Origin of the sequence: Solirubrum puertoriconensis, assembly GCF_001483135.1 — a bacterium.
GTDB classification, from domain to species: Bacteria; Bacteroidota; Bacteroidia; order Cytophagales; family Hymenobacteraceae; genus Solirubrum; species Solirubrum puertoriconensis.
Genome location: NZ_LNAL01000003.1, coordinates 22,047 through 46,705 on the forward strand (window position 1 = coordinate 22,047; position 24,659 = coordinate 46,705).

Below are 24,659 nucleotides of genomic sequence, written 5' to 3' on the forward strand. Positions count from 1 at the left end.
GGCCGCATTTGTAACAGCACAGGATTCAGTGAAAGCCGTTAATATCACCTTCAAGTTTTCGGACGGGCAGCCCGAGCAAACCCACGTGGCCGCTGAGGGCGAGTCGGTGCTCGATGTGGCGCTCAACAACGGCATACAGCTGCAGCACAACTGCGGGGGCGTGTGCGGTTGCAGTACCTGCCACGTGTACGTGCTCCAAGGGGGCGACGAACTGCCCGAAATCAGCGACAAGGAGGAAGACTTTATCGACCGTGCGGTAAACCCGCGCATCAACTCGCGCCTAGCTTGCCAGTGTGTTGTACAAGCCACCAGCGAGAACCTCGTCATCGAGGTTCCGCCGCAAGATTTCCTAGGGCACTAATACTTGAGTTGGCAGTTGCGGATTGTCGGTCGACAGTTCGTACTAATTTCCGCGCACTGACAACTCGCAACCGTTAACCGAAAAATTTGCAAATGACTCATTTCGAGCCGCCCATGCAGTGGCAGGACCACGAGGATATTGCCATGGCGTTGTACGAGAAGTTCGGCGACGACTTTACGGAAGCCAAAATCTACCGCATCCGCTTCACCGATTTGCTCGAGTGGATCCTGAGCTTGCCCAATTTTGAGGGCACACGGGAGCAAGCCAACGAAGGCCACCTGGAGCAAATTCAGGCCAAGTGGGTGTACGAGTGGCGCGATAACCAGAAGTAGTAGTGAACCGCCCATAAGCAGCAAGTGACCGGTAGCAGGTGTTGCCGGTCACTTGCTGCTTATAAGCCATACCGGGTGCTTACCATGCTTGATTTTTCGGCCATCGAGGCCTTTGTATTCGACGTTGACGGGGTACTGACCGACGGCACGTTGCTGGCGCTGAGCACGGGCGAGCAGGTGCGCAGCTTTCACATTCGCGATGGTTTTGCCATCCGGCACGCGCTGCGCCGCGGCTACCGGGTGGTTATCATCTCGGGCCGCCAGGAAGAGGGCGTACGCAAACGCCTAGAGTCGCTCGACGTAACGGAAATCTACCTAGGGGTCGACGATAAGCTGCAAGTATTTGCCGCTTGCGGACTCGATGCCGACCGCGTGGTATACATGGGCGACGATGTGCCCGATTTGGAGGTAATGCGCCGCTGCCGCATTGCCGCGTGCCCCGCCGATGCCGCCACCGATGTTATCGGGATCAGCCAGTACATTGCCAAACTGCCTGGCGGCCACGGTGCTGCGCGCGAGCTGATCGAGACCGTGATGAAAGCGCAGGGCAAATGGTAGCCGCCGCGTTTACAATTCCTTAATATTAGCCGACTTTGATACAGGGGTTGCAAGTGTGAGATATTCCGGTACATTTACCGGAACATTATTCACCTTTTCCCTTTTCGCGTACCAATGAAAACAGGAACCGTCAAATTCTTTAATGAGTCGAAGGGCTACGGCTTCATTACGGAAGATGCCACCAAGGAAGATTTCTTCGTGCACATCACAGGCCTGAACGGGCTGCAGATTCAGCAGCACGACCGCGTGGAGTTCGAAACCCGCGAGGGCCGCAAAGGCATCAACGCAGTTAATGTGAAGAAGGTATAACCTACTATTACGCGCTTTTGCGCTACCCCTATCAGAAGACCCTTCCGCACCATGCAGGAGGGTCTTTTTTATGCGCGTAGCAGGGTGGGTGGGTGTAGGCATATAGCTTTGCACCATCTGGCTTGCGCAGTACTGTAGTCCGTTGCTTTTCCGTGTTTATGCCTACCCCCGTCAGTGCTTCTTTGCCCCCTGGTGTTGCCGCGCGCTGGCGTCACCTAGGCCGGTTGGTGCGCCTGCCCAACCTGCTGATCATGGCTTTGTGCCTAACGCTGACGCAGACCTGCCTGCTGTATCCGCAGCAGCCTTTGCAAGCACTCCTGAACGTGCGTTTCTTGCTGTTGCTGCTGGCCACGCTGTGCGTTGCCGCTGGTGGTTACATCATCAACGATTACTACGACGTTAAAATCGACGCCATCAACCGCCCCGAGCAATTGGTGGTGGGCCACAGCGTAGGGCGCCGTGCCGCCATGATGGCGCATCTTATTTTATCATTCGAGGGGGTGCTGGTGGCGGGTGTACTCAGCCGCGTGGTAGGATTGGTAACCTTGGGTGCTGCACTGCTGCTGTGGGGGTACTCGGCGCGGTTTAAGCGGTTGCCGTTGGTGGGCAATCTGAGCATTGGGCTGCTCACAGCGGCCTTGGTACTGCTGCCCGAGCTGTTGCAGCGCACAGGAAGTACTGCCGTGTGGGCGTATGCGCTGGCGGCTTTTCTGCTCACGGTAGTGCGCGAAATCATCAAGGATATTGAGGACATGCGTGGCGATGCGGCCCACGATTGCCGTACGCTGCCTTTGGTAATCGGTATAGCACGCAGCAAATGGGTTGCGGGGCTGTTTCTGGTTAGCCTGGGTTGGCTTGTGGCAGCGGCTGCTCTCGAGGGGTTTGCCAGTGGGTATTGGCGCCTCGGTTTGTGGCTGCTAGGTGCTGTGTTGGGGCCCATGCTGATGATGGGTTGGCAATTGCTCAGAGCCGATCGGAAGCGGCATTTCGCCCAGTTGAGCCTGCTTTGCAAACTCACGATGTTGGCAGGCGTGCTCTCCATGCTGGTGCTCGGGCGTTAGCGCACCTAGGTAGGGGCAACCGCAAGGGGCAGAGGGCCGTTAGCTCATCGTTGCTCACTCGCTGCGGTTGGCAGAGCGGCCCAAGCGCCGTTGTTGCCCGCGGCTCATTCGCACCTACTACATGTTACTCCGGCTTTGCCTCGTGTCTGGGTTGTGCCTTGCGGCCTTATCGTCGGCCCGTGCCCAAACCCCAGACTCTACTGCCACACCTGTTGGGCAGCCCGTTACCACTCAGCAAACACCACCAGCCACCACGCAGCCACCGAAAGATCCACGTGATAAGCCCAGCTTTATTCCGGCGCCTGTGTTGTTCTACGAGCCCGAAACGGGTGTAGCCGCCGGTGCCACTTTTCTGCCTACCTGGCGCCACGGCCGCGACACTACGGTGCGCAAATCAAACGGGCGCATAGGAGGGTGGTATTCCCAGAAAAAGCAGCTCAACCTGCAGCTCTCGCACACCATCTTCACGCGGCAGGAGCGCTACTTGGTTATGGGCGACATTCTGTTCTACGATTACCCTATTTTCTTCTACGGCATCGGCAACGATACCAAGGAGAGCAACGAAAGCGAAATCTCCTACAAGTTGCTGATTGTGCAGCAGCGTGGGCTTAAGCGCTTCCGACCATTTTGGTTTGCCGGTGCCACTTACCGCCTCACCGATATGCGCAGCATCAAGGCAGATAAGCCTACGGTGAACGATGGCGATACGCCCAACTTGTTGCTGGGGCTTACGGAGCGCGAGCGGCAGCCAACCCTTATTTCGGGATTGGGCCCAACCATCATTCACGATAGCCGCGACAACATCCTGAGTTCATTCACGGGTGATTACCTCGAAGCGCAGGCCCTGTTCAATGGTAAAGGCCTGGGTAGCGACTATTCTTTTACGCGCTATTTGCTCGATGCACGCCACTACCAACCGCTCTTTGGCACCGCCAATACCATTTGGGCATCGCAGGTTATCGGGCAGTTCCACAGCGGCACGGTACCCTTTCGCGAGCTGGCCAACCTAGGCGGCATTAGCCTGCTGCGCGGTATTTACGAAGGCCGCTTTCGCGACCGGCAGCTGGTAGCGGCGCAAACCGAAATTCGTCAGCACCTGTTCTGGCGTATCAACGGGGCTGTATTTGCGGGGGTAGGCCAAGTAGCTCCCCACGTCAACGACCTAGGGTTTGATCGGTTCAACTTTGCTGGCGGGGCCGGCATCCGCTTTCAGTTCAACCGGCGCGACCGGATTAATGTGCGCTTCGACTATGGCGTAGGCTCGGGCGGGAATAGCGGGCTGTACTTCGGCGTGAACGAAGCCTTCTGACCTAGGCAGCCCAGGCACGAAACTGCGCCCCACAAGTTCACCTATTCACAGCATTATTCCTGTACATTTAGCAGCCGTCCGAGTTGGGCGGCTGCTATTTTACGTTGATGCGTAGCCGTTTACTTCTGCTCGCGCTTGGGTTGCTGCAGGTTGCCACCCACACCTCCAAAGCCCAAATCCTGCCACCGCCACCTGCCGCCGATGAGCCTGCTGCCGTCCCGCCGCAGGCTGCTCCGCGCAAGGAGCGCCGCGTTAAGGTAGCCGCACTGCCCATTGTGTTTTCGCAGCCCGAAACGGGAATTGCGTACGGAGCGGCGGTGCTGCCGGTGTGGCGCTTTGGCACCGATACGGCCACGCGCAGCTCTACGGCGCGGTTGCTGGGGTATTACACCCAAAAAAAGCAGTCGAGTGCCTCGCTTACCTACAACATCTTCACCGCCGGCGAAAAGTGGGCCCTTAGCGGTGAGGTGTTCTACTTCAATTTGCCCATTTACTACTACGGCATCGGCAACGACACGCGCAAAACCGACAAGAGCGACATATCCTATAAGGTTGTAATTGCGACGCAGCGGGTACTCAAAAACCTACGCCCCCACGTGTTTGCGGGCCTGAGCTACCGCCTCACCGATCTGCACCATATCCGCATCGACGACCCGCTTACCGACGATGCCTCGCGCCCCAATCTGTTGCTCGAGCGCGATGCCCGGGAGCGGCAAACCACCGTTACCTCGGGCGTGGGCCCCACATTCCTGTACGACAACCGCGACAACATCCTCAGCGCTTGGCGCGGCAGCTACCTCGAGGCCACTTCGCTCTTTATGGGGCGCTACCTAGGCAGCGACTATGGCTTCACGCGTTTGTCGGTGGATGCGCGGCATTTTCGGCCGTTGCGCCGTGGCTCTACCAATACCATTCTGGCGGGGCAGGTGCTAGGGCAATTTCATTCGGGGCAGGTGCCCTTTCGGGAGCTGGCTAACCTAGGCGGCGAAAAAATGCTGCGCGGCATTTACGAGGGCCGCTTCCGCGACCGGCAAATGATAGCCGCCCAACTCGAGCTACGCCAAAAGCTGTTCTGGCGCCTAGGCGGTGTGGTGTTTGGCGCTGCCGGGCAGGTGCACGAGCAGCTCGATCAGTTCCGCGTCAACGACTTCAACGTGGCCGCCGGCGCCGGTTTGCGCATCGCCGTCAATCGTAAAGACCGGCTAGCCATCCGCATCGACTACGCCGTAGGCTCGGGGCAATCGAGCGGGTTATACTTCGCTTTCAACGAAGCGTTCTAGCATGCTATACCTCTGCTATAGGCTTAATTGATCAAAGTTTTAACCAACGATTACTGTCGACCTAGGGCCGCAGATAACAATTCGGTAACGTAGCTGGGTTGAGTGAGCCGGCGGCAGGGGCTACCTTCGCCCCGCGTTTCACCCCAATTTCCCTGCTTGCTATGTCTACCGTGCCGTCGCTCACCACCCCCGAGTCGGTTGCCGATGCGCAGCTGTTGCCCATCCGCGCTGCCCTCGTATCCGTGTATTACAAAGACCGGCTCGAGCCCTTGGTGCGCCTACTGCACCAGCACGGCGTGAAGCTGTACTCTACGGGCGGTACACTCAAGTTTATCGAAGGCCTGGGGGCCGAAGTAACCGCCGTCGAGTCGCTCACAGGCTTTCCAGAAGTGTTTGGCGGCCGCGTAAAAACCCTGCACCCCAAAGTGTTTGGAGGCATTCTGCACCGCCGCCACGAGGCCGGCGACCTGCAAGAAGCCGAGCAGCACCAGATTCCGCCTATCGATCTGGTAATTGTTGATCTGTATCCGTTTGAGGAAACCGTAGCCAGCGGGGCTGCCGAGGCTGATGTTATTGAGAAGATCGACATTGGGGGCATCTCGCTGCTGCGCGCCGCGGCCAAAAACTACCGCGATGTACTTGTAGTAAGCTCGCGCGAGCAGTACCAGGCCGTAACCGAGCTGCTAGAGGCCCAGAACGGCGGCACTAACCTAGAGCAACGCCGCCACTACGCCGCAGCAGCCTTCAATCAAACCTCGCACTACGATACCGAAATCTTCAACTACCTGGCCCAAGGCACCGAGCTGGCCGGTAGCGCTCTGAAGATTAGCCAAAGCCCGGCCACGCCGCTACGCTACGGCGAAAATCCCCACCAGCAAGGCACGTTCTACGGCGACCTAGGCGCACTGTTCGAGCAACTGCATGGCAAGCAGCTGAGCTACAACAACCTGGTTGATGTAGACGCCGCCGTGCTTCTGATGCAAGAGTTTCAGGAAGGCAAGCCTGCTTGCGCCATCCTTAAGCACACCAACGCATGCGGTGTAGCCCAAGCCGATTCGCTGCAGCAGGCATACCTGAACGCACTGGCCTGCGACCCGATTTCGGCGTTCGGTGGCGTAATCATCGTAAACCAGGAAGTGGATGCCGCTACGGCCGAAGAGCTGAACAAGCTGTTCTTTGAGGTGCTGATTGCACCCGGCTTTGCTGCCGATGCACTGCCCACGTTGCAAAGCAAAAAGAACCGCATTCTGCTGCGCCAGAAGCCGGTGGCTTTCCCACAAAAGCAGGTGAAGACTTTGCTCAATGGCATCATCGAGCAGGATTTCGACCGCGTGATAGAAGGCCGCAACGAGTTCCGCACCGTAACCGAAACGGCGCCTACCGCCGAAGAAGTAGAAGCCCTGGAGTTTGCCCTGAAAGTGTGCAAACACACAAAAAGCAACACCATCGTGCTGGCCAAAGCCGGTCAGTTGCTGGCTTCGGGTGTAGGCCAAACTTCGCGCGTCGATGCCCTCAAGCAAGCCATTGAGAAGGCGCGCTCGTTTGACTTCGATCTGCAGGGCGCCGTTATGGCTTCCGACGCGTTTTTCCCGTTCCCCGACTGCGTCGAGATTGCCGGCCCGGCTGGCATTAAGGCCGTAGTGCAGCCCGGCGGCTCGATCAAAGACCAGGATAGCATCGACGCCTGCAACCGCCTAGGCATGGCCATGGTGCTCACCGGCGTACGTCATTTTAAGCACTAAGCGCTTAGCTACTTAGCAGAAAAAAGACCCGGCTGGGGAATAACAGCCGGGTCTTTTACGTTTAGGGGCCCAATCGGCAAGCTTCATCCAGCACAAAGGGTTGGGCTTCGCCGAAGAGTGCTTACCTTTGCCCACCTTTTTGCAAGCGCACAACCCGCGCTGTATCTTTCAATTGCCGCTACTCAATGGGATTTTTCAACTTCCTCACCAGCGACATCGCCATTGACCTGGGCACGGCCAACACGCTCATCATCCACAACGATAAAATTGTGGTTGACGAGCCGAGCATCATCGCTAAGGACCGTACGACCAATAAAGTAATTGCCGTGGGCCGGCAAGCGCAGCAAATGCACGAAAAGACCCACGACAACATCAAAACCATTCGTCCGCTGAAGGACGGCGTAATTGCCGACTTCCACGCCGCCGAGGAGATGATCAAAGGCATGATTCGCATGATTGATGCGAAAACGCGCCTGTTTCAGCCCTCGCACCGCATGGTTATCTGCATTCCGTCGGGTATCACCGAGGTAGAGAAGCGCGCCGTGCGCGACTCGGCCGAGCACGCCGGTGCCAAGGAAGTGTGGATGATTCAGGAGCCCATGGCCGCCGCTATCGGTATCGGTATCGACGTGGAGCAGCCCGTAGGTTCGATGATCATCGACATCGGAGGTGGTACTACCGAAATCGCGGTAATCGCCTTGTCGGGTATCGTGTGCGACCAGTCGATCAAAACCGCCGGCGACGTGTTCAACCAGGATATCCTGGACTACATGCGCCGCCAGCACAACCTACTCATTGGCGAGCGTTCGGCCGAAAAGATCAAGATTGAAGTAGGTGCTGCCCTCACCGAGCTGGAGCAAACGCCGCCTGATTTCGAAGTACGTGGCCGCGACTTGATGACCGGTATTCCGAAGGTTATCAAAGTTACCTCTGCCGAAATTGCTATTGCCCTGGACAAGTCGGTAGCCAAAATTGAGGAAGCTACCTTGAAAGCCCTCGAAATTGCCCCGCCCGAACTCTCGGCCGACATCTACGACAACGGCATTCACCTAACGGGTGGTGGCGCGTTGCTGCGTGGCCTCGATAAGCGTTTGGCCGCCAAAACCAAGCTGCCCATCCACGTTGCCGAAGACCCGTTGCGTGCTGTAGTGCGCGGCACCGGTGCGGCCATCAAGAACATTCAAGGCTTCCGCAGCGTGCTGCTGACCTAGGCAAACACACTCTTGCCCAATGAGCAATGAACAGTGGCCGCTGGCACCGCAAGCCGGCAGCATTGTTCATTGCTCATTGTTGTTGATAATTGCATAATGCGTAATCTGCTCGCTTTCCTTTTTCGCTACCGGGGTATCCTGGTTTTTGCGTTGCTGGAAATCGTGAGCCTAATTATGCTTATTCGCAATAGCGCCTACCAGCGGGCGGCGTTTTTCAACTCCTCCAACGCGTACGTAGGGCGCGTGCTCGAATTCCGGACGCAGGTGTACGACTACTTCCGGCTGGTGGACGTGAACAAGGCCTTGGTAGTTGAAAACGCGAAGCTGCGGCAGCAACTCTACCGCTCCGACTTAGCCAGCCGCCTCCACGATAGCCTGCGCGTGCCTGGCGACACCACTGGTTCGCGCCTACGGCCCGACACGCTCATCCTTGGCATGCAGGCGGTGCTTACGCGCTCTTCCGACTACCCACTCATTCCGGCACGGGTGATCAACCAAACGCTGCGGCGGGTTGATAATTACCTGACACTGAATGCGGGCAGCAACCAAGGGGTGCAACCGGGTATGGGCGTACTTACGGCTACCGGCGTGGTAGGCCGGGTGCGGCAAGTAAGCGCCCATTACGCTACCGTAACGTCGGTATTGCACTCCAAAACCAACCTTTCGGCCAAGCTACAGCGCGACAATACTTTCGGTACCATCAAGTGGTTGGGCGAAGATCCCACGCACGCGTTGCTCGACTACATTCCGCGCCAAAACAAGCTGCTGCGCGGCGACACGGTGGTTACCTCTGGCTACAACGCCGTATTCCCCGAGGGAGTGATGGTCGGCACGGTAGATTCGTTCACCCAAGAGCCCGACAAAAACTTCTGGACGGTGCGCGTGAAACTCGCCGTTGATTTCTCGAAACTGAGTTACGTGTACGTGGTAGGCCCGCAACCGCGCGCCGCCGAGCGCGACACATTAGAAACCCGCTCGGGTTTGCGTACGCCTGCTGTGGGCGAGGAAGGAGTGCAACCCTGATGGGCAACGTAGGGCAAATATTGTTGCAGCTACTGCGCTTTGCTTTGTACGCGGGCGTGCACGTACTCCTAATCAGCCGATTGTCGTTGTTCAACGTAGGCTGGTGCTTATTCTACCTAGGCTTTCTGCTGTTTCTGCCGATTGCCACGCCCATCGTACTGCTGTTGGTGATAAGCTTCGTCACGGGCTTCACCATGGATTTGTTCTACGACACAGGCGGGGTACACGCCGCTGCTGCGGTGCTCCTAGGTTATTTGCGTCCGTGGGTGCTCAAACTGCTCACTCCGCGCGATGGCTACGATGCGCAGGATTCCGTCAACATTCACCAGATGGGTTGGCAGTGGTTTTTGGTGTACCTAGTACTGCTGGTGGGCATTCATCATTTTGCCTTTTTCTTTCTGGAACTGGGCAGCTTCAGCGCCATTGGTCTTACTCTCCTGAAAGTATTAGCCAGCACGTTGTTTACGGGCATTACCATGCTCATCGTGCAGTTGCTCTTCTTCCCGGCCAAGCGCCGCCGCTAAAGCCTGCAGCAACAACGAGGGAGCTAAACTCCGCCGAGCAATGTTGTGGCGGCAGCTACTCGGCTCATTCGGCGCGGAGCATAGGGATAAAGCCACACTTGTGGTACCTTTGCTGGCTGATTGCACCTAGGGCAGTCACCTCACCTTCAGATCGTAACGCAACTTGCAGTACTTAGAAGGCCGCAAATTTGTCGTGCAAGGAATTTTCCTGGCAGTGGCGTTGGTGTTTGCGGTGCGGCTCTTCCACATTCAGGTGCTCGACGGCAGCTACAAGCTGGCTGCCGATAAAAACACGCTGCAGCGCATTGTGCAAACGCCCTATCGGGGCATGATTTACGACCGGAATGGGCAGTTGCTCGTGCACAACATACCTGTGTACGACCTGCTGGTCATTCCGCGAGAGGTAAAAAACCTCGATTCAGCGCGCTTCTGCCAGATACTGCAGATGCCCATCGAAGAATTGCGCGAAGGCCTCAAAGCGGCCAAAACGTATTCGCGTTCCAAGGCTTCGCCGTTGGTGCAAAACCTCTCGACTCCCGAACTGGCAGCCATTCAGGATAACCTGGTCGACTTCCCGGGTTTCAGCATCAAGGCACGTATGGCCCGCGCCTACCGTACCGATAACATGGCGCACGCCCTAGGGTACGTAGGACCTATTTCGCCCATGATGCTGGAGAAGCCGAAGTATGCCAAGTATGTGGCGGGCGACTTTCTGGGCATCAGCGGCTTGGAGTCGTTCTACGAAAAGGAGCTGATGGGGCGCCGCGGCGTGCAGTACCGCATGGTAAACGTGCGCGGTGTGGAGAAAGGCGCCTTTCGTGACGGCGAGTTCGACACGCTGTCGGTGGCGGGGCAGGATTTGCACCTGAGCATTGATGCCGAGCTGCAGAAGTACGGCGAGTTTCTGATGCAAGGTAAGCGTGGCTCTATTGTGGCCATCGACCCCAAAACCGGCGAAATCCTGGCGTTTGTGTCGGCGCCGGCGTTCGAGCCGACTCGCCTAACGGGCAAGGGCCTTGGCAACCGCTACATGGAACTGCTGCGTGATGAGTCGCGCCCATTGTTCAACCGCCCCTTGGCGGCTACTTACCCTCCGGGTTCGGTATTCAAGCTTGTAAACGAAGCTATTGCCTTGCAGGAAGGAGTGGTAACGCCCGAAACCGGTTTCCCGTGCAATCAGCGCTTGGTGCGTTGCACTCACCGCCACGAGTACCCGGCCAACTCTACCATTGCCATCAAGAACAGCTGCAACCCGTACTTCTACCAGGTGATGTTTGCCACCGTGCGGCGCAACCGTTCTCCTAACAAGTTCAAGGATGCCGCCCTGGGCCTGGCCGAGTGGCGCAAGCATGTTACCTCGTTTGGGTTGGCGCAGCACCTAGGGGTCGATATTCCGGGCGAACGGATGGGCCTAATTCCCTCGCCCAATTTCTACGACAAGCGCTACGGACAAAACCGTTGGGGCTACAAAACGGTGTACTCGCTTAGCATCGGGCAAGGCGAGATTGGTATTACACCGCTGCAAATGGCCAACCTGATGGCCATTTTTGCCAACCGCGGCTGGTACTACGCGCCGCACTTTGTGCGCCGCATCGGCAACGGTGGCCCGCTGCCCCAGTTCGCTCAAAAGCATTACACCACTGTAGCAGCCCAGCATTTCGAGTCAATTATTCCGGGTATGCTGGCGGTAGTAAACCAGCGCGGCGGCACGGGTATCAACGCCAACCTCTCAGATGCCGGTATTTGGGTGGCCGGTAAAACGGGCACCGTGCAAAACCCCCACGGCGACGACCACGCCACCTTTGCTGCTTTTGCACCAGCCGAAGACCCCAAGATTGCCATTTCGGTATTCATCGAAAACGCTGGCTTTGGTGGCTCATCGGCTGCGCCGCTAGCGGGGCTGATGATTGAGAAGTACTTACGGGGCAAGATTGCCCCGTGGCGCAACCGCTGGGAGCAGTGGTTGCCTGGGCCGGCGCATCGGTTTGTGGTGCACCACTAAAGCAAGCCGCTTAAGCATTAGCCTGTTTACCAAACGCTCTTAACCGCACCTCGCACTTGAACCAGGTTCGCTACAGCCGCAGCATCGATTGGGTAACGCTGCTGCTTTACATCCTGATGGTAGGCCTAGGGCTGCTCAACGTGTACGCCGCGTCGTACTCGCCCGAAATGCCTTTTTCCAAGGTATTCTCCTCGGACTGGAGTGGGCTGATGGCCTTCAACTGGTTCAAGCAGCTGGTCTGGATTGGCGCCGCCGTGGTGCTGATCGTAATACTTATCGTAATCGACTACAAAGCCTACGATACGTTTGCGTACGTGCTCTACGGCGGCATGATTGCGTTGCTGCTGGTAACGCTTGTTATTGCCCGTCCCATTGCGGGTTCGCGCTCCTGGCTCGAGCTTGGCCCCGTGCGCCTGCAGCCCGCCGAGTTTGCCAAGTTTACCACTGCCTTAGCCGTATCCCGGTTTATGGCGGGTATCAACCTGCGTCAGCAAAATTTTCGGCAGCAGATGGTGCTGGTGGGTCTCACGCTGTTGCCGCCCGCTCTCATTATTGCTTCCAACGAAACGGGTCAGGCGCTGGTGTTTGGCGCTTTTCTACTGGCATACTTCCGCGAGGGTATGTCGCCGCTGATTCTGTTGATTTTGGCTGCGGGAGCGGTAGTCCTCATTCTGTCGCTGCTGGTGCCTAAGCTATGGCTGGTGGGAGTATTTACCGTGATACTGGCACTGGTATTTGTGTTCAACTCCCGCATTCTTCGCCACCATCTACCGCTTGCGTTATCAACCTACGCTGTGGTAGTGGGCATGGTGTTCGGGGTTGATTTTTTCTATAACAACGTGCTTCAGCCTCACCAGCGCAAGCGAATCGAGGTGCTCATCAACCCCTCGGCCGACCCGCTGGGCTTTGGCTGGAACGTAACCCAATCCAAAATTGCCATTGGCTCGGGCGGACTGCTCGGCAAAGGCTTTCTCGAAGGCACCCAAACGCGCTTCGACTTTGTGCCCGAGCAAAGCACCGACTTTATCTTCTGCACCGTGGGAGAGGAGTGGGGCTGGTTTGGTACCATGATAACAGTTGTGCTGTTCATGACGCTCTTGGCCCGCATCATTTATGTAGCCGAACGCCAGAAATCGGTGTTTGGCCGCACCTATGGCTATTGTGTGGCCAGCATCATATTCTTCCACTTCTGCGTGAACATCGGCATGACCATCGGCCTCGCGCCGGTAGTAGGTATTCCGTTGCCGTTCTTCAGCTACGGAGGTTCCTCGTTGTGGTCCTTCACCATTCTGCTGTTCATCTTGCTAGGCATTGATGCCTACCGTAAGCAAGATCTGGTGCGGTAGCCCCTGGGCCCCAACCCGCAGCACAACGCCCGTTTCGGTAGGCACTGTAGCAGTAGCCTTCCGAAACGGGCGTTGTGTTTTGTTGCAACTTCGCGCAGCCGGGCTTACGCGAACTTGCGCTCGATAAGCCGCAGCAGTTTGTTTACGTGTTCTTCCTTTCGCACCCATTGGTAACGCTGGGCCAGCTCTTCGGTAACAAAGGAGCGGGCAGCATCGCCATTAGCCAACGAGTCGAGGTGCTCGATGGCAGCGTGGTATTCCATGTTTTCGCCATTGAACAGCTCGTTGATAAAGCTGAAGCGCTGGTTGATGGAAATGGCTCCGCGCAGCGAATCAATCTTGGGCTGAGCTTCGGCAATGGTGTTGCTGGAGGCTTTTACGCCAAGCTTTTCACCTAGGGCCACGGGCCGGTTACTAGCCAGCTTATCGTTGAGGGTATTGATGGGTTGTACCGTTTCAACCAAAGGCTTCGTGCGGGGCGGCACCGGTATTGCTTCGGACGGGGCTGGCGGCGCAGTTGCCACTGGGGTAGCAACGTGCACTACCAGCGGCTCCGCGGGCGGCACCGGCTCAGCAACTGGCTCCGGCGCTGCTGCCTGAGGAGCAGCAGTGGAGTTGGTAACCGCATCCGTAACGTTCTGGGCCTCATGAACCGCTGGAGCAGCAGTAGCAACGGCTGTTACGGCCGGCTCTGGAGCAGGCTGCTGAACCGCTACGTTGCTGGGCTTTTGCCGCAACTCGCTGGCGGTTACCGGCAGCAAAGGACTGAGGTCCGAGAGCAGCGCACTTAGGGTTTTAACCTCTTGGTAATGCGCATCGGAATACACCCGGAAGCGCGTTAGCAGCGCATCGCGCTCCTGTGGTAGGTCGGCGGGTAAGCTGTCAATAAAGTCCTGGTAAAGCGGCTTGTTTACCTCCACGTAGCGCAACGCATCGCGCAGTTGGGCAGGGGTGACAGCTGCTTGCTCGGCGGGCAATAGCTTGCTTTCGAAAATAGCCGCCGGATCGAGCGCGGTGCGCAGCGTATCGGCAACCGCCAAAGCCAGCAGCGGCTCGTAGGTGGCGCGTGTGAGCTTGATACGGCGCGAAAGCAGGTTCATCAACTGCGTAAGGGCCTGCCGAACCGCCGCATCCTCGTAGTCGAAGTACGGACTGCGCAGGCGCGCCATCTCTTGCGTCCACTGCGCCAAGAGCTGCTGCACTACATACAAATTCAGCTGTCGGATGGGCGCCAACCGCAGCACGGCGGGGCCATCGAGGGTGGTGCCAACGGGTTGCGTGGCAAAGTATTGGTCGCAGAGGCGGGCCGCCAGCTGGCGGCCGTAAGCCAGTAGCTGGTCGTTGCTATACGTATCTTGCATCCTCAAAAAAAGCCTGCTTCAAGTAGGCAAGTTAGCCAAAATGCCTACACTAACCGTGCAAAACCTGCCCGGCGGGCCTATCAACGTAAGTAGCGGCCAGACGTTGCTGCGCGCGCTCCACGCAGCCGGCCACGACTGGATGCACGCCTGCGGGGGCAAAGGGCGATGCACTACTTGTCGCATCGAGCTCGTAAGCGGCTCCGAAAACCTGGCGCCCCCTACCACGCACGAGCTGCGCTACCTCAACACCGGGCGGTTGGCGCCAACGGCCCGCCTAGCGTGCCAGGCCCAACTGTTGCAAGGCGAACTGACGGGGCGGGTGCCAGAAGCTACCAAGCTGCCGCATGTGCAGTACGTAGAGGAGAGCTAAACGAGCGGGCGGCAGTTTGCCGATTACTCAGCTAGCACCTCCGAGAGCACGTCAAGGGAGCGAATATCACCTAGGCCTTCGATGTGCAATTGGTAGTAACGTAGCAGGATATTGAGCAAGTCGCGGCGCACCCGCCCGTTTGGAATGCTAACGTGCTGGGGCTGGTGCAGGAGTTCGTCGTAGAAGTGCTCGAACTCCTGGAACCGCAGCACCGTGCTACGAGCCGTTGACGTCTGATTGACATCGGTAGCGAAAGCAACCTGCTCGGTAATCTGCTGCCCCGATTCGGGCCCGAACCCTAGGTAGCCGGCAAGGTTGAGCAAAAACAGCAAGGGAAAATTCTCAAAACCGGTTTCCTGCTCGTCGAAGGCAATAATGGCATCGTACAGAAAATCGAACAAGGCCGCGTTTTCTTCCTCCTCGCGCAAGGTGCGGCTTACCACTTCCGATAAAAACAACAATACGCTGCTCTTGCGCATGTCGTACGGAATGCTGCGGAACGGCCGCACGCAGCGGTATTCCGAAAGGCGCGTTAAGCCCCCACGCGGCGAAACGTAGGCCACCATATCGAGCAGCGTGAAAGGCTGGAAAAGCGCAATGCGGCCCGGTGGCTTGGCCTTGCGCACCCCATTCACGATGTAGGATTGCACCCCGCGTTCTTCGGTGTAGACGCGGGCAATGATGCTGGTTTCGCGGTACTTCAGGTAGTTCAGGACGATGCCCCGGGTTTTTATCAGCATGCGCTGTCAGTTGTCTCGTATGGTTGATAGCTCAACACCGATTTGCCTGCTGAGGTGCAATTGTGCTAGGTGCAAATACGCGTTATGGGGGCAAACAGCTGCTTTTTGCGTGAGCAGCGCAGGTGCTTACTTACCCAATACGGCCACCTTCGAGATGCAGCCATTCTTGCCCTGCGCATCGGCGGTGAGCACCAGGTAAACGCCCGATTGCACACGGCGGCCGTTGTAGTCGGTCAGGTTCCAGACCACGGTGCCGCCGGTGGCACGCGTTTGATACACGAGCGTGCCCGTAATGTCGGTAATCTTTACCTCGGCGTTGTTGGCCAGGCCCGAGATGCCCACTTGCCCGCTGAACTCGGCTCGCACCGGGTTCGGAAACACCTTGGCGCATTCGATTTTGCCCTCGGTAACCGTGGCCGAACCGCGGTAGCTCACCAAACCGTTGTCGGTGGCTACCCATACTTCGCCGGTGCGGTCGTCCACGGCCACATCCACAATGCGGTTGGAGGGCAGGGGGCTGTTGTCGGTGGTGAAGTGCAGCAAGCCTTCGTTACCATCGGGGCTAAAGAGCCACAGCCCGTTGTCGGTGCCAAACCATTTGCGGTTGGCCCCGTCGACGGCAATAGCTCTCACCACTTCAGCATACAACAGCTCGTTGCCGCGGCCCTCGCCCCGGGTTACCACTGGTTTGATAAAGTCGGGGGCATCTTGCTCGAACACCTGGCCGGGGTTGCTGTACACCACCGCCCCCTCCGAGGTAGCCACCCAAATGTCGCCGTTGCGGTCCTTCACAACATCCCAAACAATGTTGTTGGGCAGGTTGCCGTTGCTCACCGTAAAATTGCGGTAGCGGCCATCTTGGGGGCGGTAAGCGGCCAGGCCGGGCGAGCTGCGCCGGTCGCGGCCTACCCAAGCGTTGCCTAGGTCGTCGAACACCAAGCGCTCCAGCGTGCCCGAGCCCGGAAATGCCTGCGAAGCCTGCCAGGAGTTGGTAGCCGGAATGTACTTATAGAGGCCCGGGAAGCGCGTTTGCAAGGGCGGATCGTTGTTGTCGCCCCAGCGGTTTACGGCCCACACGTTGCCTTCGGGGTCGGTGGCAACATCGGTAACGCGCACGAAGAAGGGGCGGTTGGGATTCTGCAGATCCTGAATACTCGAGCGTAGCGGACTATTATTCAGACCGAATACCTGGTACTCGCCGGGGCCCTTCCACTGCAGTACTCCTTGCCCGTAGCTGGCCACGTAGAGGGTACCATCGGGGGTGCGGGTGCCGCGGCTTAGGTCGAGCAGGTTGGGGAATTGGTTGCCCGGCAGGGTTTGGGCGTTGAAGCTCGTCCAGCGGCCGTCAGCATCGAACTGGTAAAAGCCGTTGCGCGAGCCTTGCTGCAGGTAGCTCTCTTGGTAGCCACCCGTAAACACCGTCACCGTGCGGGTAGTAGCATCGGTCAGGATGTTGAAAGCTGCCGTGGTAGGCGGTGCATTGCTTACAAACGCCTCGGCGTTTTGCCCGTTGGCATCGATACGAATCAGCCCGTTCCGAAAATCAGCTACGTACATCGGGCCGCTGTTGGTGCGTATAGCGTCGCGGATGTCGGCAAACGAAGCGGCTTTAAGCTGGTAGCGGCCGTTGGTGCGGGTGTTGAGCACGTTTACCACGGTAGGCTCGGCAACCAGCAGCCCCGCCGCCGACGAACGCAGCATCCGAAAATCGGCCGAGCCAAAGCCAGCGCTTACTAGGTTGGCTCCTACCGCGCGGTACAGATTATCGTTGTTGATGCCGGCAAATACTTTGCCTAGGTGCGTAACAAGGTTGCGGTAAGGATTACCGGGGCGCGGGCCAAAACCGGTGTAGCCGCGCCAGCTGTTGAAATCGAGCAGGTTGGTGCCTATCCGTCCGCGGAGCAAACCAACGCTGGTGGCCGCGTACAGGCTGTCGTTGAGCACGGTAGTGGCATACACTTGCGGCACGGCGCCGCCGGGCGCAATGTTGGCGTACGTGTCGCGGATTTCGCGTCGCTGCAAATCGAGTATTACAATGCCAAAGCTGGTGCTTAGGTAAGCCAAACGGCGCGCAACGCTGATGCTCGCTATTTCTTTACTACCCGAAATGGCTTTACGCCGGATATCGGCATAGGAGGTAACGAGCCGCCCGGCGGCATCGAGCACATCAACCGTACCGCTACGGTAACCCACTACTACCTGCTGCGTGAGCGAATCGTAAGCCACTGCGCTAACGCCCACATCGGTAAGCCCGTCGCGGCGCGAGAGTAGCTGAAGGCTGGTTGTTTCCTTGTCGAAAGCATAAAAGGCATCCTGCGCCACTACAAACACGCGCTTGCCTGCATCGGCCAGCATAAAGCTGCGGTTGGTGGGCAGGTGCAGCTGCCAGTCGCCGTAGGCGGCGGTGCGCTGCGCCACGGCTTGCGTGGCCGCGCAGGCAAGTCCAACCAGCAGCAAAAGCAAACGGAGCGCGTGTGTCATAGCGGGGGCAGAAGCAGGCGTGCGCACCTAACGCCGCCTAGGTGGCGGTTAGTGCTTGAGGTGCTCTACAGCAGCGGCCGACTGCGCCTCCGATTTATCTTGCTGGCCTTCCAGAAAGCAGTGGCGGCAGCGGGCCTCGTACGAATCGGTTTCGCCCAGCAGCACCTGCTCGGCCGAAGCGATTTTGCGGAACGAGTAGGAGGCAATATCGCCGCAGCGCACGCACACGGCGTGTACTTTGGTAACGTACTCGGCCACGGCCAACAGCGCCGGCATCGGACCGAAAGGTTTGCCTAGGTAGTCCATATCGAGGCCAGCCACAATAACGCGCACGCCGTGGTCGGCCAGCTGGTTGCACACATCCACCAACGAGTCGTCGAAGAACTGTGCCTCGTCGATGCCCACTACGTCGCACGAGGAAGCGGGCAGCAGCATTTCGTTGGGAAACGTAACGGGCGTGGAGCGGATGCTGTTGGAGTTGTGCGATACCACATCCTCGGCGTGGTAGCGCGTATCCAACCCGGGCTTGAAGATTTCGACGTGTTGGCGCGCAATCTTGGCACGGTTGAGGCGGCGAATCAGCTCCTCGGTTTTGCCCGAGAACATCGAGCCCACAATTACTTCTATCCAGCCCCGGCGGGGCAATCCGCGGCCATTGCCGACACGGGGTTCAATAAACATACTCGGGTAAGAAAGCGGCAGGTTCGAAGTCCGAAGTTACGCCGCTGGGCAGCGCTTTTTCAAACCTCGTTTCGCGGCACCTAGGGTCCACAACGGGTTCGTCCAAAAACCAACCGGCCGAAACACCTAGGGTTTAGGGTTTCGGCCGGTTGGTTAGTTGATGCGCACAATTTCGAGTTCAAACACCAAATCGGTATTGGGCGGTACGCGGTACTTGCTGTCGTCGTCGGGGTCGCGGGCGCCTTTGGCTCCGTAGGCCAACTCAGCCGGAATGCGGGCCCACACGCGTGCTCCTTCGGGCAGCAGCGGCAGCAACTCTTCCCAGCCCTGGATTACCTCGTGCTTGCCAAGCTTCACCCGAATAGGTCGCCCGTCGGTAGCCGATGAGTCGAAAAATTTACCGTTAGGCAGAAAGCCCGTGTAGTTCACCCGTACGGCCGCTGATGGGCCAGCTGGCTTGCCTTGCCCAGCCTCCCGCAGCACGTAGCGCACGCCGCTGGGGGTGCGCAGTGTGTCCGCTTCGGGGTTTGCAGCAGCAATACCTAGGGCCGGCAGCCCGGCAAACAAGGCTAAGAAAAAGGCAGTACGTAGCACGTCTTACTGCTTAACGTCGAGCAGCTCCATTTCAAACATAATTGGCGTGAACGGCCCTATCGAAGTACCGCTGCCCGTATAGCTGTAAGCCAAGTGCGACGGAATCAGCAGCAGCACGTCCTCGCCTTTGTACATGTGCTCTGTAAGGGCTTCGTTCCAGCCCTCGATTACCTGGCCTACCTGAAAACTGGTGCATCCGCAGCTCGTTCCGTTGTCGATGGAGGAATCAAACCGCAAACCACTGCTGATGATGCGGCCGATGTAGCGCGTGGAAACATTATTGCCACGCACTGGGCGCAAACCCGAGCCAATTTTCTTGCGCCACACGATGTACAAACCCGAGTTGGTGCGGGTGTAGTTGGTGATGTTATTTTTCTTCAGGTAGTCCTGAATGGTGGCATCATCGATGGGCTTTTGGGCCTCAATCTTCTTCTCGATGTCCTTCTGAAAATCGGTTTTGTTATCGCAGGCACCTAGGGCCAGCAGGAGGGGCAGCAGGGCCCACAAAGCGAGGCGGGCAAACATGGAGGTTGAAGCAGTGCGCATGGTTTTGTTAAATAACAGCGGGCGACCAGCTACAGGAGCCGGCCGCCCGCCGGCGGGTTGCATCAATTTAGCGAATTAACGGCCAGCCGGAGCGCCACCGCCGGGCATCATGCCCATACCGGGTTGCGGAGCCGGCGCAGCTTTCACGTCAACCAGCTCCACGTCGAAGCGCAGCACGGCATCAGCGGGGATGTCGTTGCCGGCGCCGCGCTGGCCGTAGGCCAGGCCCGACGGAATCAGCAGGGTGGCTTTGGTGCCTTTGTTGAGCAGGGCAATGCCTTCGTCCCAGCCCGGAATTACAGCGCCTACGCCAATCGGGAATTCAATCGGCTTGCCGCCGTTGCCCTTGGCCGACGAGTCGAACTCTTTGCCATCGAGCAGGGTGCCACGGTAGTTTACCGATACCAATTGGCCCTGAGTGGGCTTGGCGCCGGTGCCAGGCTGCGTAACCACGTAGTACAGACCGGAGGCGGTTTTCTGCCCCTTCAGGTTGTTCTTCTGTACGTACTCCTGAATGGTCTTCTCGTCGACGGGCTTCTGCTGCTCGGCATGCTGCTGCATTTTAGCCATGGCAGCTTGCTGATCTTTTTGCTGGTTGGCCATGGCCGTAGCCTGATCTTCGATAGCCGCCACCTTCACGAACAGCGTCATGGTGTTGCCGTGCTTCTTGATCTGGGGCGGAGCGGGCTGGCCTGTGGTTTTCACCGACAGCGTGTCGGCGTTGAAACGGAACACGGCCGAGTCGCCGGGTTGCAGCAACGAAATGGCTTCTTCGAGGCCGCCTTTGCGGGTTACATCTTGCAGGGGCACGCGCACCGGGAAGCCCATCTGCTGCTTGCGCGACTGGAACAACACCGAATCCTTGGCAGTGCGGTACTCTACGTGCAGGGCAATGATCTGGCCCAGGCGCTTTTTGTAATCAGCTTCCGCGGTTTCGGGCTTGATGTCGCGGGCTTTGCCGCTTTTGTCGAACACCTTGTATTCGATGCCCGATTTGGTTTTGGCAAAGTTGCCGCCGGCAGAGTTACAGCCGTTCAGGCCTAGGGCGCCAACCAGCAGAGCGGCCGGCCACAAAAGGAGGGAGTTGCGGAGCATGAAGTAGAAAAAGAGAGAAAGTGCGGCTAAAGGTAAGGATACCTAGGTGCTGTGTGCGATGCGCCCGCCAAGGCAGGCAATTTACTGTTGTGGAGCGGCTGCCAGGGGCGCAGTTACCAGTTGGGCCTGGTAATTGGGCAGCAAATCAAGAAACTTCTTGACCGTGGCGTCGAGCGGCTCGTAGCTCACGCCGCCGGCGGCGTTGTGGTGGCCACCGCCGTTGAAGTGCCGGCGCGAAAACTCGCTTACCGAAAAGTCGCCCACCGAGCGGAACGAGATTTTGACGGCCTGCACGCGGTCGATGAGGATGGCCGCGAATACAATGCCCTCGATGCTAAGCGCAAAGTTGACGAGGCCTTCGGTGTCGCCGGTTTTGGAGTGATACTGGCGCAGCTCGTCGGACGTAATGGCAATGTAGGCCGTGTTGTACTCGCGCAGCACCGTAAGCTTGTCCTTCAGGACGAAGCCCAGGAAACGCAGGCGCTCCTCGGAGTGCGAATCGTAGATGCGGCGGTGTACGGCCGAGAGGTTGATGCCCGCATCGAGCAGCTCGGCAATGATGAGGTGCACGTTGCGCGAGGTGCTGGGATGTCGGAACGAGCCCGTGTCCGTCATGATGCCGGCGTACAGGCACTCGCCGATCGAGGGGTCGATGAATGACTGGTCGCCTAGGTCGCGAATCAGCTCAAAAACCAGCTCGGCTGTGGCAGCGGCGGTCGGAAAGGAGAAAGCAATGTCGGCAAACTGCTCGGGCTGCTCGTGGTGGTCGACGAGCACTTTTTTGCCCGGGGCCTGGCGCACGTACTCGCCCAGCTCGTTGATGCGGCCGAGCGAGGAGAAGTCGAGGCAGAAGATGACGTCGGCGGTGCCAACCAGTTCCTGTACTTGGCGGTCGTTGCGGCCGGGCTCGAACACGACAACCTCGTCGTTGCCGGGCATCCAAGCCAAGAAATCGGGGTAATCGGAAGGCGTAACCACCGTTACGTGGTGGCCTTTCTTTTTGAGGTACCCCGCAAGGCCCAGCGACGAGCCGAGGGCGTCGGCGTCGGGTTTGTGGTGGGTGGTAATAAAGATGTGCCGCGGCTCCCGCAGGAGCTCCTTCAGCGCCGTGACTTCGTGCATTGTCGGCTGATAGGTGACTGACTTTGCGGCCCTTACAGGCCGTGCAAGGGGCAAATTTCGGGAATGATTCGCAAAGTTGTTCTGGCTTGCAACATTCGGCCTTGGTCTTTCGGTTCGCCGAGGCACCCGAAGTACGTTACGCATGTAGGCAAAAGTGCCCTAGGTGCCTCAAAAGGGGAGTAGGGCTTCGCGAGCAAAGGCACCGGCGCTTGCCGCTGCAGCTCCAAATTAGTAGCTGGAATAAACGCGGTGCCCAACAGTAATGCGGCCAAATAGGCAATCTTAATCGGGGTTACTGCTGCCGGGCTACACCGCGTCTTCGCATTAACTCCTACTTTTGCGCCCGCAATTCCATTGTTTCTGTAATCGACCGCGCACCCTAGGTGCTGGTCCATCATTTCATTCTCCGACCACATGGCAACGAACCGCACCTTCACCATGATTAAGCCCGACGCTGTACAAGACGGCCACACGGGCGCTATCCTCGCTGACATCGAGAAAGGCGGCTTCCGCATCGTAGCGCTGAAGAAAGTGCTGCTCACCCCCGAGCGCGCTGGCAAGTTCTACGAAGTACACAAGGAGCGTCCGTTCTACAACGACCTCGTGAAGTACATGTCGTCGGGCCCGATCGTAGCGGCTATCCTGGAGCAGGACAACGCCGTAACGGCTTTCCGCGAGCTGATTGGTGCTACCAACCCGGCTCAGGCTGCCGAAGGTACCATCCGCAAGAAGTACGCTAAGAGCATCGAGGCCAACGCCGTGCACGGCTCTGACTCCGACGAAAATGCCGAAATCGAAGGCAGCTTCTTCTTCGGCGCCGACGAGCGTTTCTAAGCTCAGCCACAAATAGTTTTCGAGCTGAAAAGCCGCGCTGTAACCTACAGCGCGGCTTTTTTATGTACTGGTTTTAGACCAGTTTTATACTACTTATGTATTGCTGAGCTTACTGCAGAAGGGTATGTATCCTTGCTTTGCTCAGGGTTTTACACGGTAGTCAGCCTGCAGTAACACGGCCGCTGCCAAGTGCTTTAATGGTAATTACCGGGCAAAAGCCGGCGCAAGGTGCTAAGCCTAATTAATGATAGAGGTTAAAGCAAAAAAACCGCGCCGCCTGCAGTCGAAAGCTGCAGGCGGCGCGGTTCATTATGGGTGTAAAACCCTGGCTTCTCTATGCTGAAAGTACGGGCTCAGCGGCGTGCGTATCGGCGTCGCGTACTTCCTGCGGGTTATGCTTATGCTTGAACAGGAACAGGAACAGCACGGCTATTACGAGGGCATACAGTGCGAAAGCCGTCCAGATGCCGGGCCAGTTTTTGCTTTGGTCGGCGTAAGTGAAATACCTCTCGATAACGATGCCGCTTACGGAGCTGCCCAGTACGGCACCAAATCCGTTGGTCATCATCATAAACAAACCTTGGGCACTGGCACGGATGGAAGGTGCCGTTTGCGTTTCGACGAATAACGAGCCGGAGATGTTGAAGAAATCGAAGGCCATGCCGTACACGATGCACGACAGGATAATCATCCAGAGGCCGTTGCCGGGGTCGCCGTAGGCAAACAGGCCAAAGCGCAGCACCCAGGCAATCATGCTGAAGAACATTACCTGCTTGATGCCGAAGCGGCGCAGGAAGAAGGGAATGGCCAGGATGAACAGCGTCTCGGAAATCTGCGAAATCGACATGATGATGGCCGGGTACTTCACCGTGAGGGTGTCTTGATACTCGGGCACTTTGTCGAAGTCGTGCAGGAAGGTGTCGCCGTAGGCATTGGTCAGCTGCAGAGCCGCACCGAGGAGGAGCGAGAAGATGAAGAAGGTGAGCATCTTGGAGTCGCGCAGCAAAGCGAACGACTTCAGGCCCAACACATCAACCAGTGAGCGGCTCGGGGTATCCTTGGCAGTAGGAGGGCAGGCCGGCAGCGTGAACGAATACAAGCCCAGCAGAATGGCCGCGCCGGCCGCTACGTAAAACTGGCTAGCCGATTTTTCCAGGCCCAGGAGGCTCACCGTCCACATGGCGGCGATGAAACCAATGGTTCCCCATACCCGGATGGGCGGGTAGTCCTTCACCACATCAAGCCCCTCGCGTTTGAGAACGGAGTACGAAACGGCAATCGACAAGGCCAGCGTAGGCATGTAGAAGATCATATTCAGCAACATAACCCAGAACATGAGGCCCGGATCGGTGACCAGTGGAACGGTGCACAACACCGCGCCACCTAGGAGGTGCAGAAAGCCGTACAGCTTCTCGGCATTCACGTACTTATCGGCCACAATGCCCATGAGTGAGGGCATGAAAATGGACGCAATGCCCATGGTCGAGAAGATGGCGCCAAACTGAGCTCCCGACCATTGTTTGGTTTGAAACCAATATGCCCCGATGGTGATCAGCCACGAGCCCCAGATAAAGAACTGTAGAAAGCTGAGGATAATAAGACGCAGCTTAGTACTCATGCGAGTGCAGTTGGGAGAAGGTAGGGAATGTTTAAGTCCATAAAGATACAAGTTTTCTGCCGTGGCAGGTTTTTGAAGCAACTCGACCTAGGTACCAACAAAAAGCCCCGTACAGTGCTGTACGGGGCTTTTTGTTGGTGCTTACCAGCTATGCGACTG

Annotated in this window: 24 protein-coding genes; 15 read left to right on the forward strand and 9 right to left on the reverse strand. The window is 57.8% G+C overall.

What is annotated here, in order from left to right; genetic code table 11:
* The first annotated feature begins 28 nt into the window (after positions 1-28).
* The 13 genes from ASU33_RS00455 to rodA all read left to right on the forward strand — a co-directional run bounded on the left by ASU33_RS00455 (position 29) and on the right by rodA (position 13,058).
* Entirely contained in the window at positions 29-361 is a 333-nt protein-coding gene (locus tag ASU33_RS00455; RefSeq protein ID WP_078062750.1) for a 2Fe-2S iron-sulfur cluster-binding protein, read from the forward strand.
* Positions 362-453: 92 nt separating this feature from the next.
* Positions 454-693, forward strand: coding sequence for a Fe-S cluster assembly protein IscX (iscX, locus tag ASU33_RS00460; protein ID WP_059067060.1), 240 nt, complete (start codon positions 454-456; stop codon positions 691-693).
* Between the two features lie 84 nt (positions 694-777).
* The gene (locus tag ASU33_RS00465) at positions 778-1,251 is read left to right on the forward strand and encodes a KdsC family phosphatase (protein WP_059067062.1); all 474 of its coding nucleotides are present in this window, start codon (positions 778-780) and stop codon (positions 1,249-1,251) included.
* A 114-nt stretch (positions 1,252-1,365) separates the two neighbouring features.
* Positions 1,366-1,560 (forward strand): cold-shock protein, encoded by a 195-nt coding sequence (locus ASU33_RS00470; protein ID WP_059067064.1) that lies wholly within the window; start codon positions 1,366-1,368, stop codon positions 1,558-1,560.
* Positions 1,561-1,718: 158 nt separating this feature from the next.
* Positions 1,719-2,621: a geranylgeranylglycerol-phosphate geranylgeranyltransferase gene (locus ASU33_RS00475; RefSeq protein ID WP_078062751.1), complete on the forward strand. Its 903-nt coding sequence runs from the start codon at positions 1,719-1,721 to the stop codon at positions 2,619-2,621.
* A gap of 121 nt (positions 2,622-2,742) precedes the next feature.
* Positions 2,743-3,930, forward strand: a complete 1,188-nt coding sequence (locus tag ASU33_RS00480; protein ID WP_078062752.1) for a BamA/TamA family outer membrane protein — start codon at positions 2,743-2,745, stop codon at positions 3,928-3,930.
* Between the two features lie 107 nt (positions 3,931-4,037).
* Positions 4,038-5,210, forward strand: coding sequence for a BamA/TamA family outer membrane protein (locus tag ASU33_RS00485; RefSeq protein WP_149866970.1), 1,173 nt, complete (start codon positions 4,038-4,040; stop codon positions 5,208-5,210).
* 161 nt (positions 5,211-5,371) lie between these two features.
* Entirely contained in the window at positions 5,372-6,952 is a 1,581-nt protein-coding gene (purH, locus tag ASU33_RS00490; protein ID WP_059067073.1) for a bifunctional phosphoribosylaminoimidazolecarboxamide formyltransferase/IMP cyclohydrolase, read from the forward strand.
* 185 nt (positions 6,953-7,137) lie between these two features.
* Positions 7,138-8,163 (forward strand): rod shape-determining protein, encoded by a 1,026-nt coding sequence (locus ASU33_RS00495; RefSeq protein ID WP_059067075.1) that lies wholly within the window; start codon positions 7,138-7,140, stop codon positions 8,161-8,163.
* A gap of 96 nt (positions 8,164-8,259) precedes the next feature.
* Positions 8,260-9,186 carry a rod shape-determining protein MreC gene (gene mreC, locus ASU33_RS00500; RefSeq protein ID WP_059067077.1) on the forward strand — a complete coding sequence of 309 codons (927 nt, stop codon included), beginning with the start codon at positions 8,260-8,262 and terminating at the stop codon, positions 9,184-9,186.
* A gap of 56 nt (positions 9,187-9,242) precedes the next feature.
* Positions 9,243-9,710, forward strand: a complete 468-nt coding sequence (locus ASU33_RS00505) for a hypothetical protein (RefSeq protein WP_286130379.1) — start codon at positions 9,243-9,245, stop codon at positions 9,708-9,710.
* A 193-nt stretch (positions 9,711-9,903) separates the two neighbouring features.
* Positions 9,904-11,712, forward strand: coding sequence for a penicillin-binding protein 2 (gene mrdA / locus ASU33_RS00510; protein WP_059068263.1), 1,809 nt, complete (start codon positions 9,904-9,906; stop codon positions 11,710-11,712).
* Between the two features lie 56 nt (positions 11,713-11,768).
* Complete coding sequence (gene rodA / locus ASU33_RS00515) at positions 11,769-13,058, forward strand: rod shape-determining protein RodA (RefSeq protein WP_059067081.1); 1,290 nt, start codon at positions 11,769-11,771, stop codon at positions 13,056-13,058.
* A gap of 104 nt (positions 13,059-13,162) precedes the next feature.
* Here the strand turns inward: rodA and ASU33_RS00520 are convergent, their stop codons facing one another.
* Entirely contained in the window at positions 13,163-14,419 is a 1,257-nt protein-coding gene (locus ASU33_RS00520) for a DUF8457 domain-containing protein (protein ID WP_059067083.1), read from the reverse strand.
* Positions 14,420-14,459: 40 nt separating this feature from the next.
* On the opposite strand from ASU33_RS00520, the gene ASU33_RS00525 reads away from it, so the two are divergent.
* Positions 14,460-14,789 (forward strand): 2Fe-2S iron-sulfur cluster-binding protein, encoded by a 330-nt coding sequence (locus ASU33_RS00525; RefSeq protein WP_059068265.1) that lies wholly within the window; start codon positions 14,460-14,462, stop codon positions 14,787-14,789.
* A 23-nt stretch (positions 14,790-14,812) separates the two neighbouring features.
* Here the strand turns inward: ASU33_RS00525 and recO are convergent, their stop codons facing one another.
* From recO to ASU33_RS00560, 7 genes are all read right to left on the reverse strand, one after another.
* Entirely contained in the window at positions 14,813-15,529 is a 717-nt protein-coding gene (gene recO / locus ASU33_RS00530; protein WP_059067086.1) for a DNA repair protein RecO, read from the reverse strand.
* 126 nt (positions 15,530-15,655) lie between these two features.
* The gene (porZ, locus tag ASU33_RS00535) at positions 15,656-18,010 is read right to left on the reverse strand and encodes a type IX secretion system anionic LPS delivery protein PorZ (RefSeq protein WP_078062755.1); all 2,355 of its coding nucleotides are present in this window, start codon (positions 18,008-18,010) and stop codon (positions 15,656-15,658) included.
* A 48-nt stretch (positions 18,011-18,058) separates the two neighbouring features.
* Complete coding sequence (locus ASU33_RS00540) at positions 18,059-18,691, reverse strand: thymidine kinase (RefSeq protein WP_059067090.1); 633 nt, start codon at positions 18,689-18,691, stop codon at positions 18,059-18,061.
* 153 nt (positions 18,692-18,844) lie between these two features.
* On the reverse strand, positions 18,845-19,285 hold the full coding sequence (locus tag ASU33_RS00545) for an FKBP-type peptidyl-prolyl cis-trans isomerase (protein WP_078062756.1): 441 nt from the start codon (positions 19,283-19,285) through the stop codon (positions 18,845-18,847).
* A gap of 3 nt (positions 19,286-19,288) precedes the next feature.
* Positions 19,289-19,831, reverse strand: coding sequence for an FKBP-type peptidyl-prolyl cis-trans isomerase (locus tag ASU33_RS00550; RefSeq protein WP_160328102.1), 543 nt, complete (start codon positions 19,829-19,831; stop codon positions 19,289-19,291).
* 75 nt (positions 19,832-19,906) lie between these two features.
* The gene (locus tag ASU33_RS00555; protein WP_059067097.1) at positions 19,907-20,926 is read right to left on the reverse strand and encodes an FKBP-type peptidyl-prolyl cis-trans isomerase; all 1,020 of its coding nucleotides are present in this window, start codon (positions 20,924-20,926) and stop codon (positions 19,907-19,909) included.
* Between the two features lie 81 nt (positions 20,927-21,007).
* Positions 21,008-22,048 (reverse strand): DHH family phosphoesterase, encoded by a 1,041-nt coding sequence (locus ASU33_RS00560; RefSeq protein WP_059067099.1) that lies wholly within the window; start codon positions 22,046-22,048, stop codon positions 21,008-21,010.
* Between the two features lie 414 nt (positions 22,049-22,462).
* Here ASU33_RS00560 and ASU33_RS00570 point away from each other — a divergent pair, with 414 nt between their 5' ends.
* On the forward strand, positions 22,463-22,882 hold the full coding sequence (locus ASU33_RS00570) for a nucleoside-diphosphate kinase (protein ID WP_059067102.1): 420 nt from the start codon (positions 22,463-22,465) through the stop codon (positions 22,880-22,882).
* Positions 22,883-23,216: 334 nt separating this feature from the next.
* On the opposite strand, the gene ASU33_RS00575 is transcribed toward ASU33_RS00570, so the two are convergent.
* Entirely contained in the window at positions 23,217-24,500 is a 1,284-nt protein-coding gene (locus ASU33_RS00575; protein WP_059067104.1) for a nucleoside permease, read from the reverse strand.
* Positions 24,501-24,659: the final 159 nt, after the last annotated feature.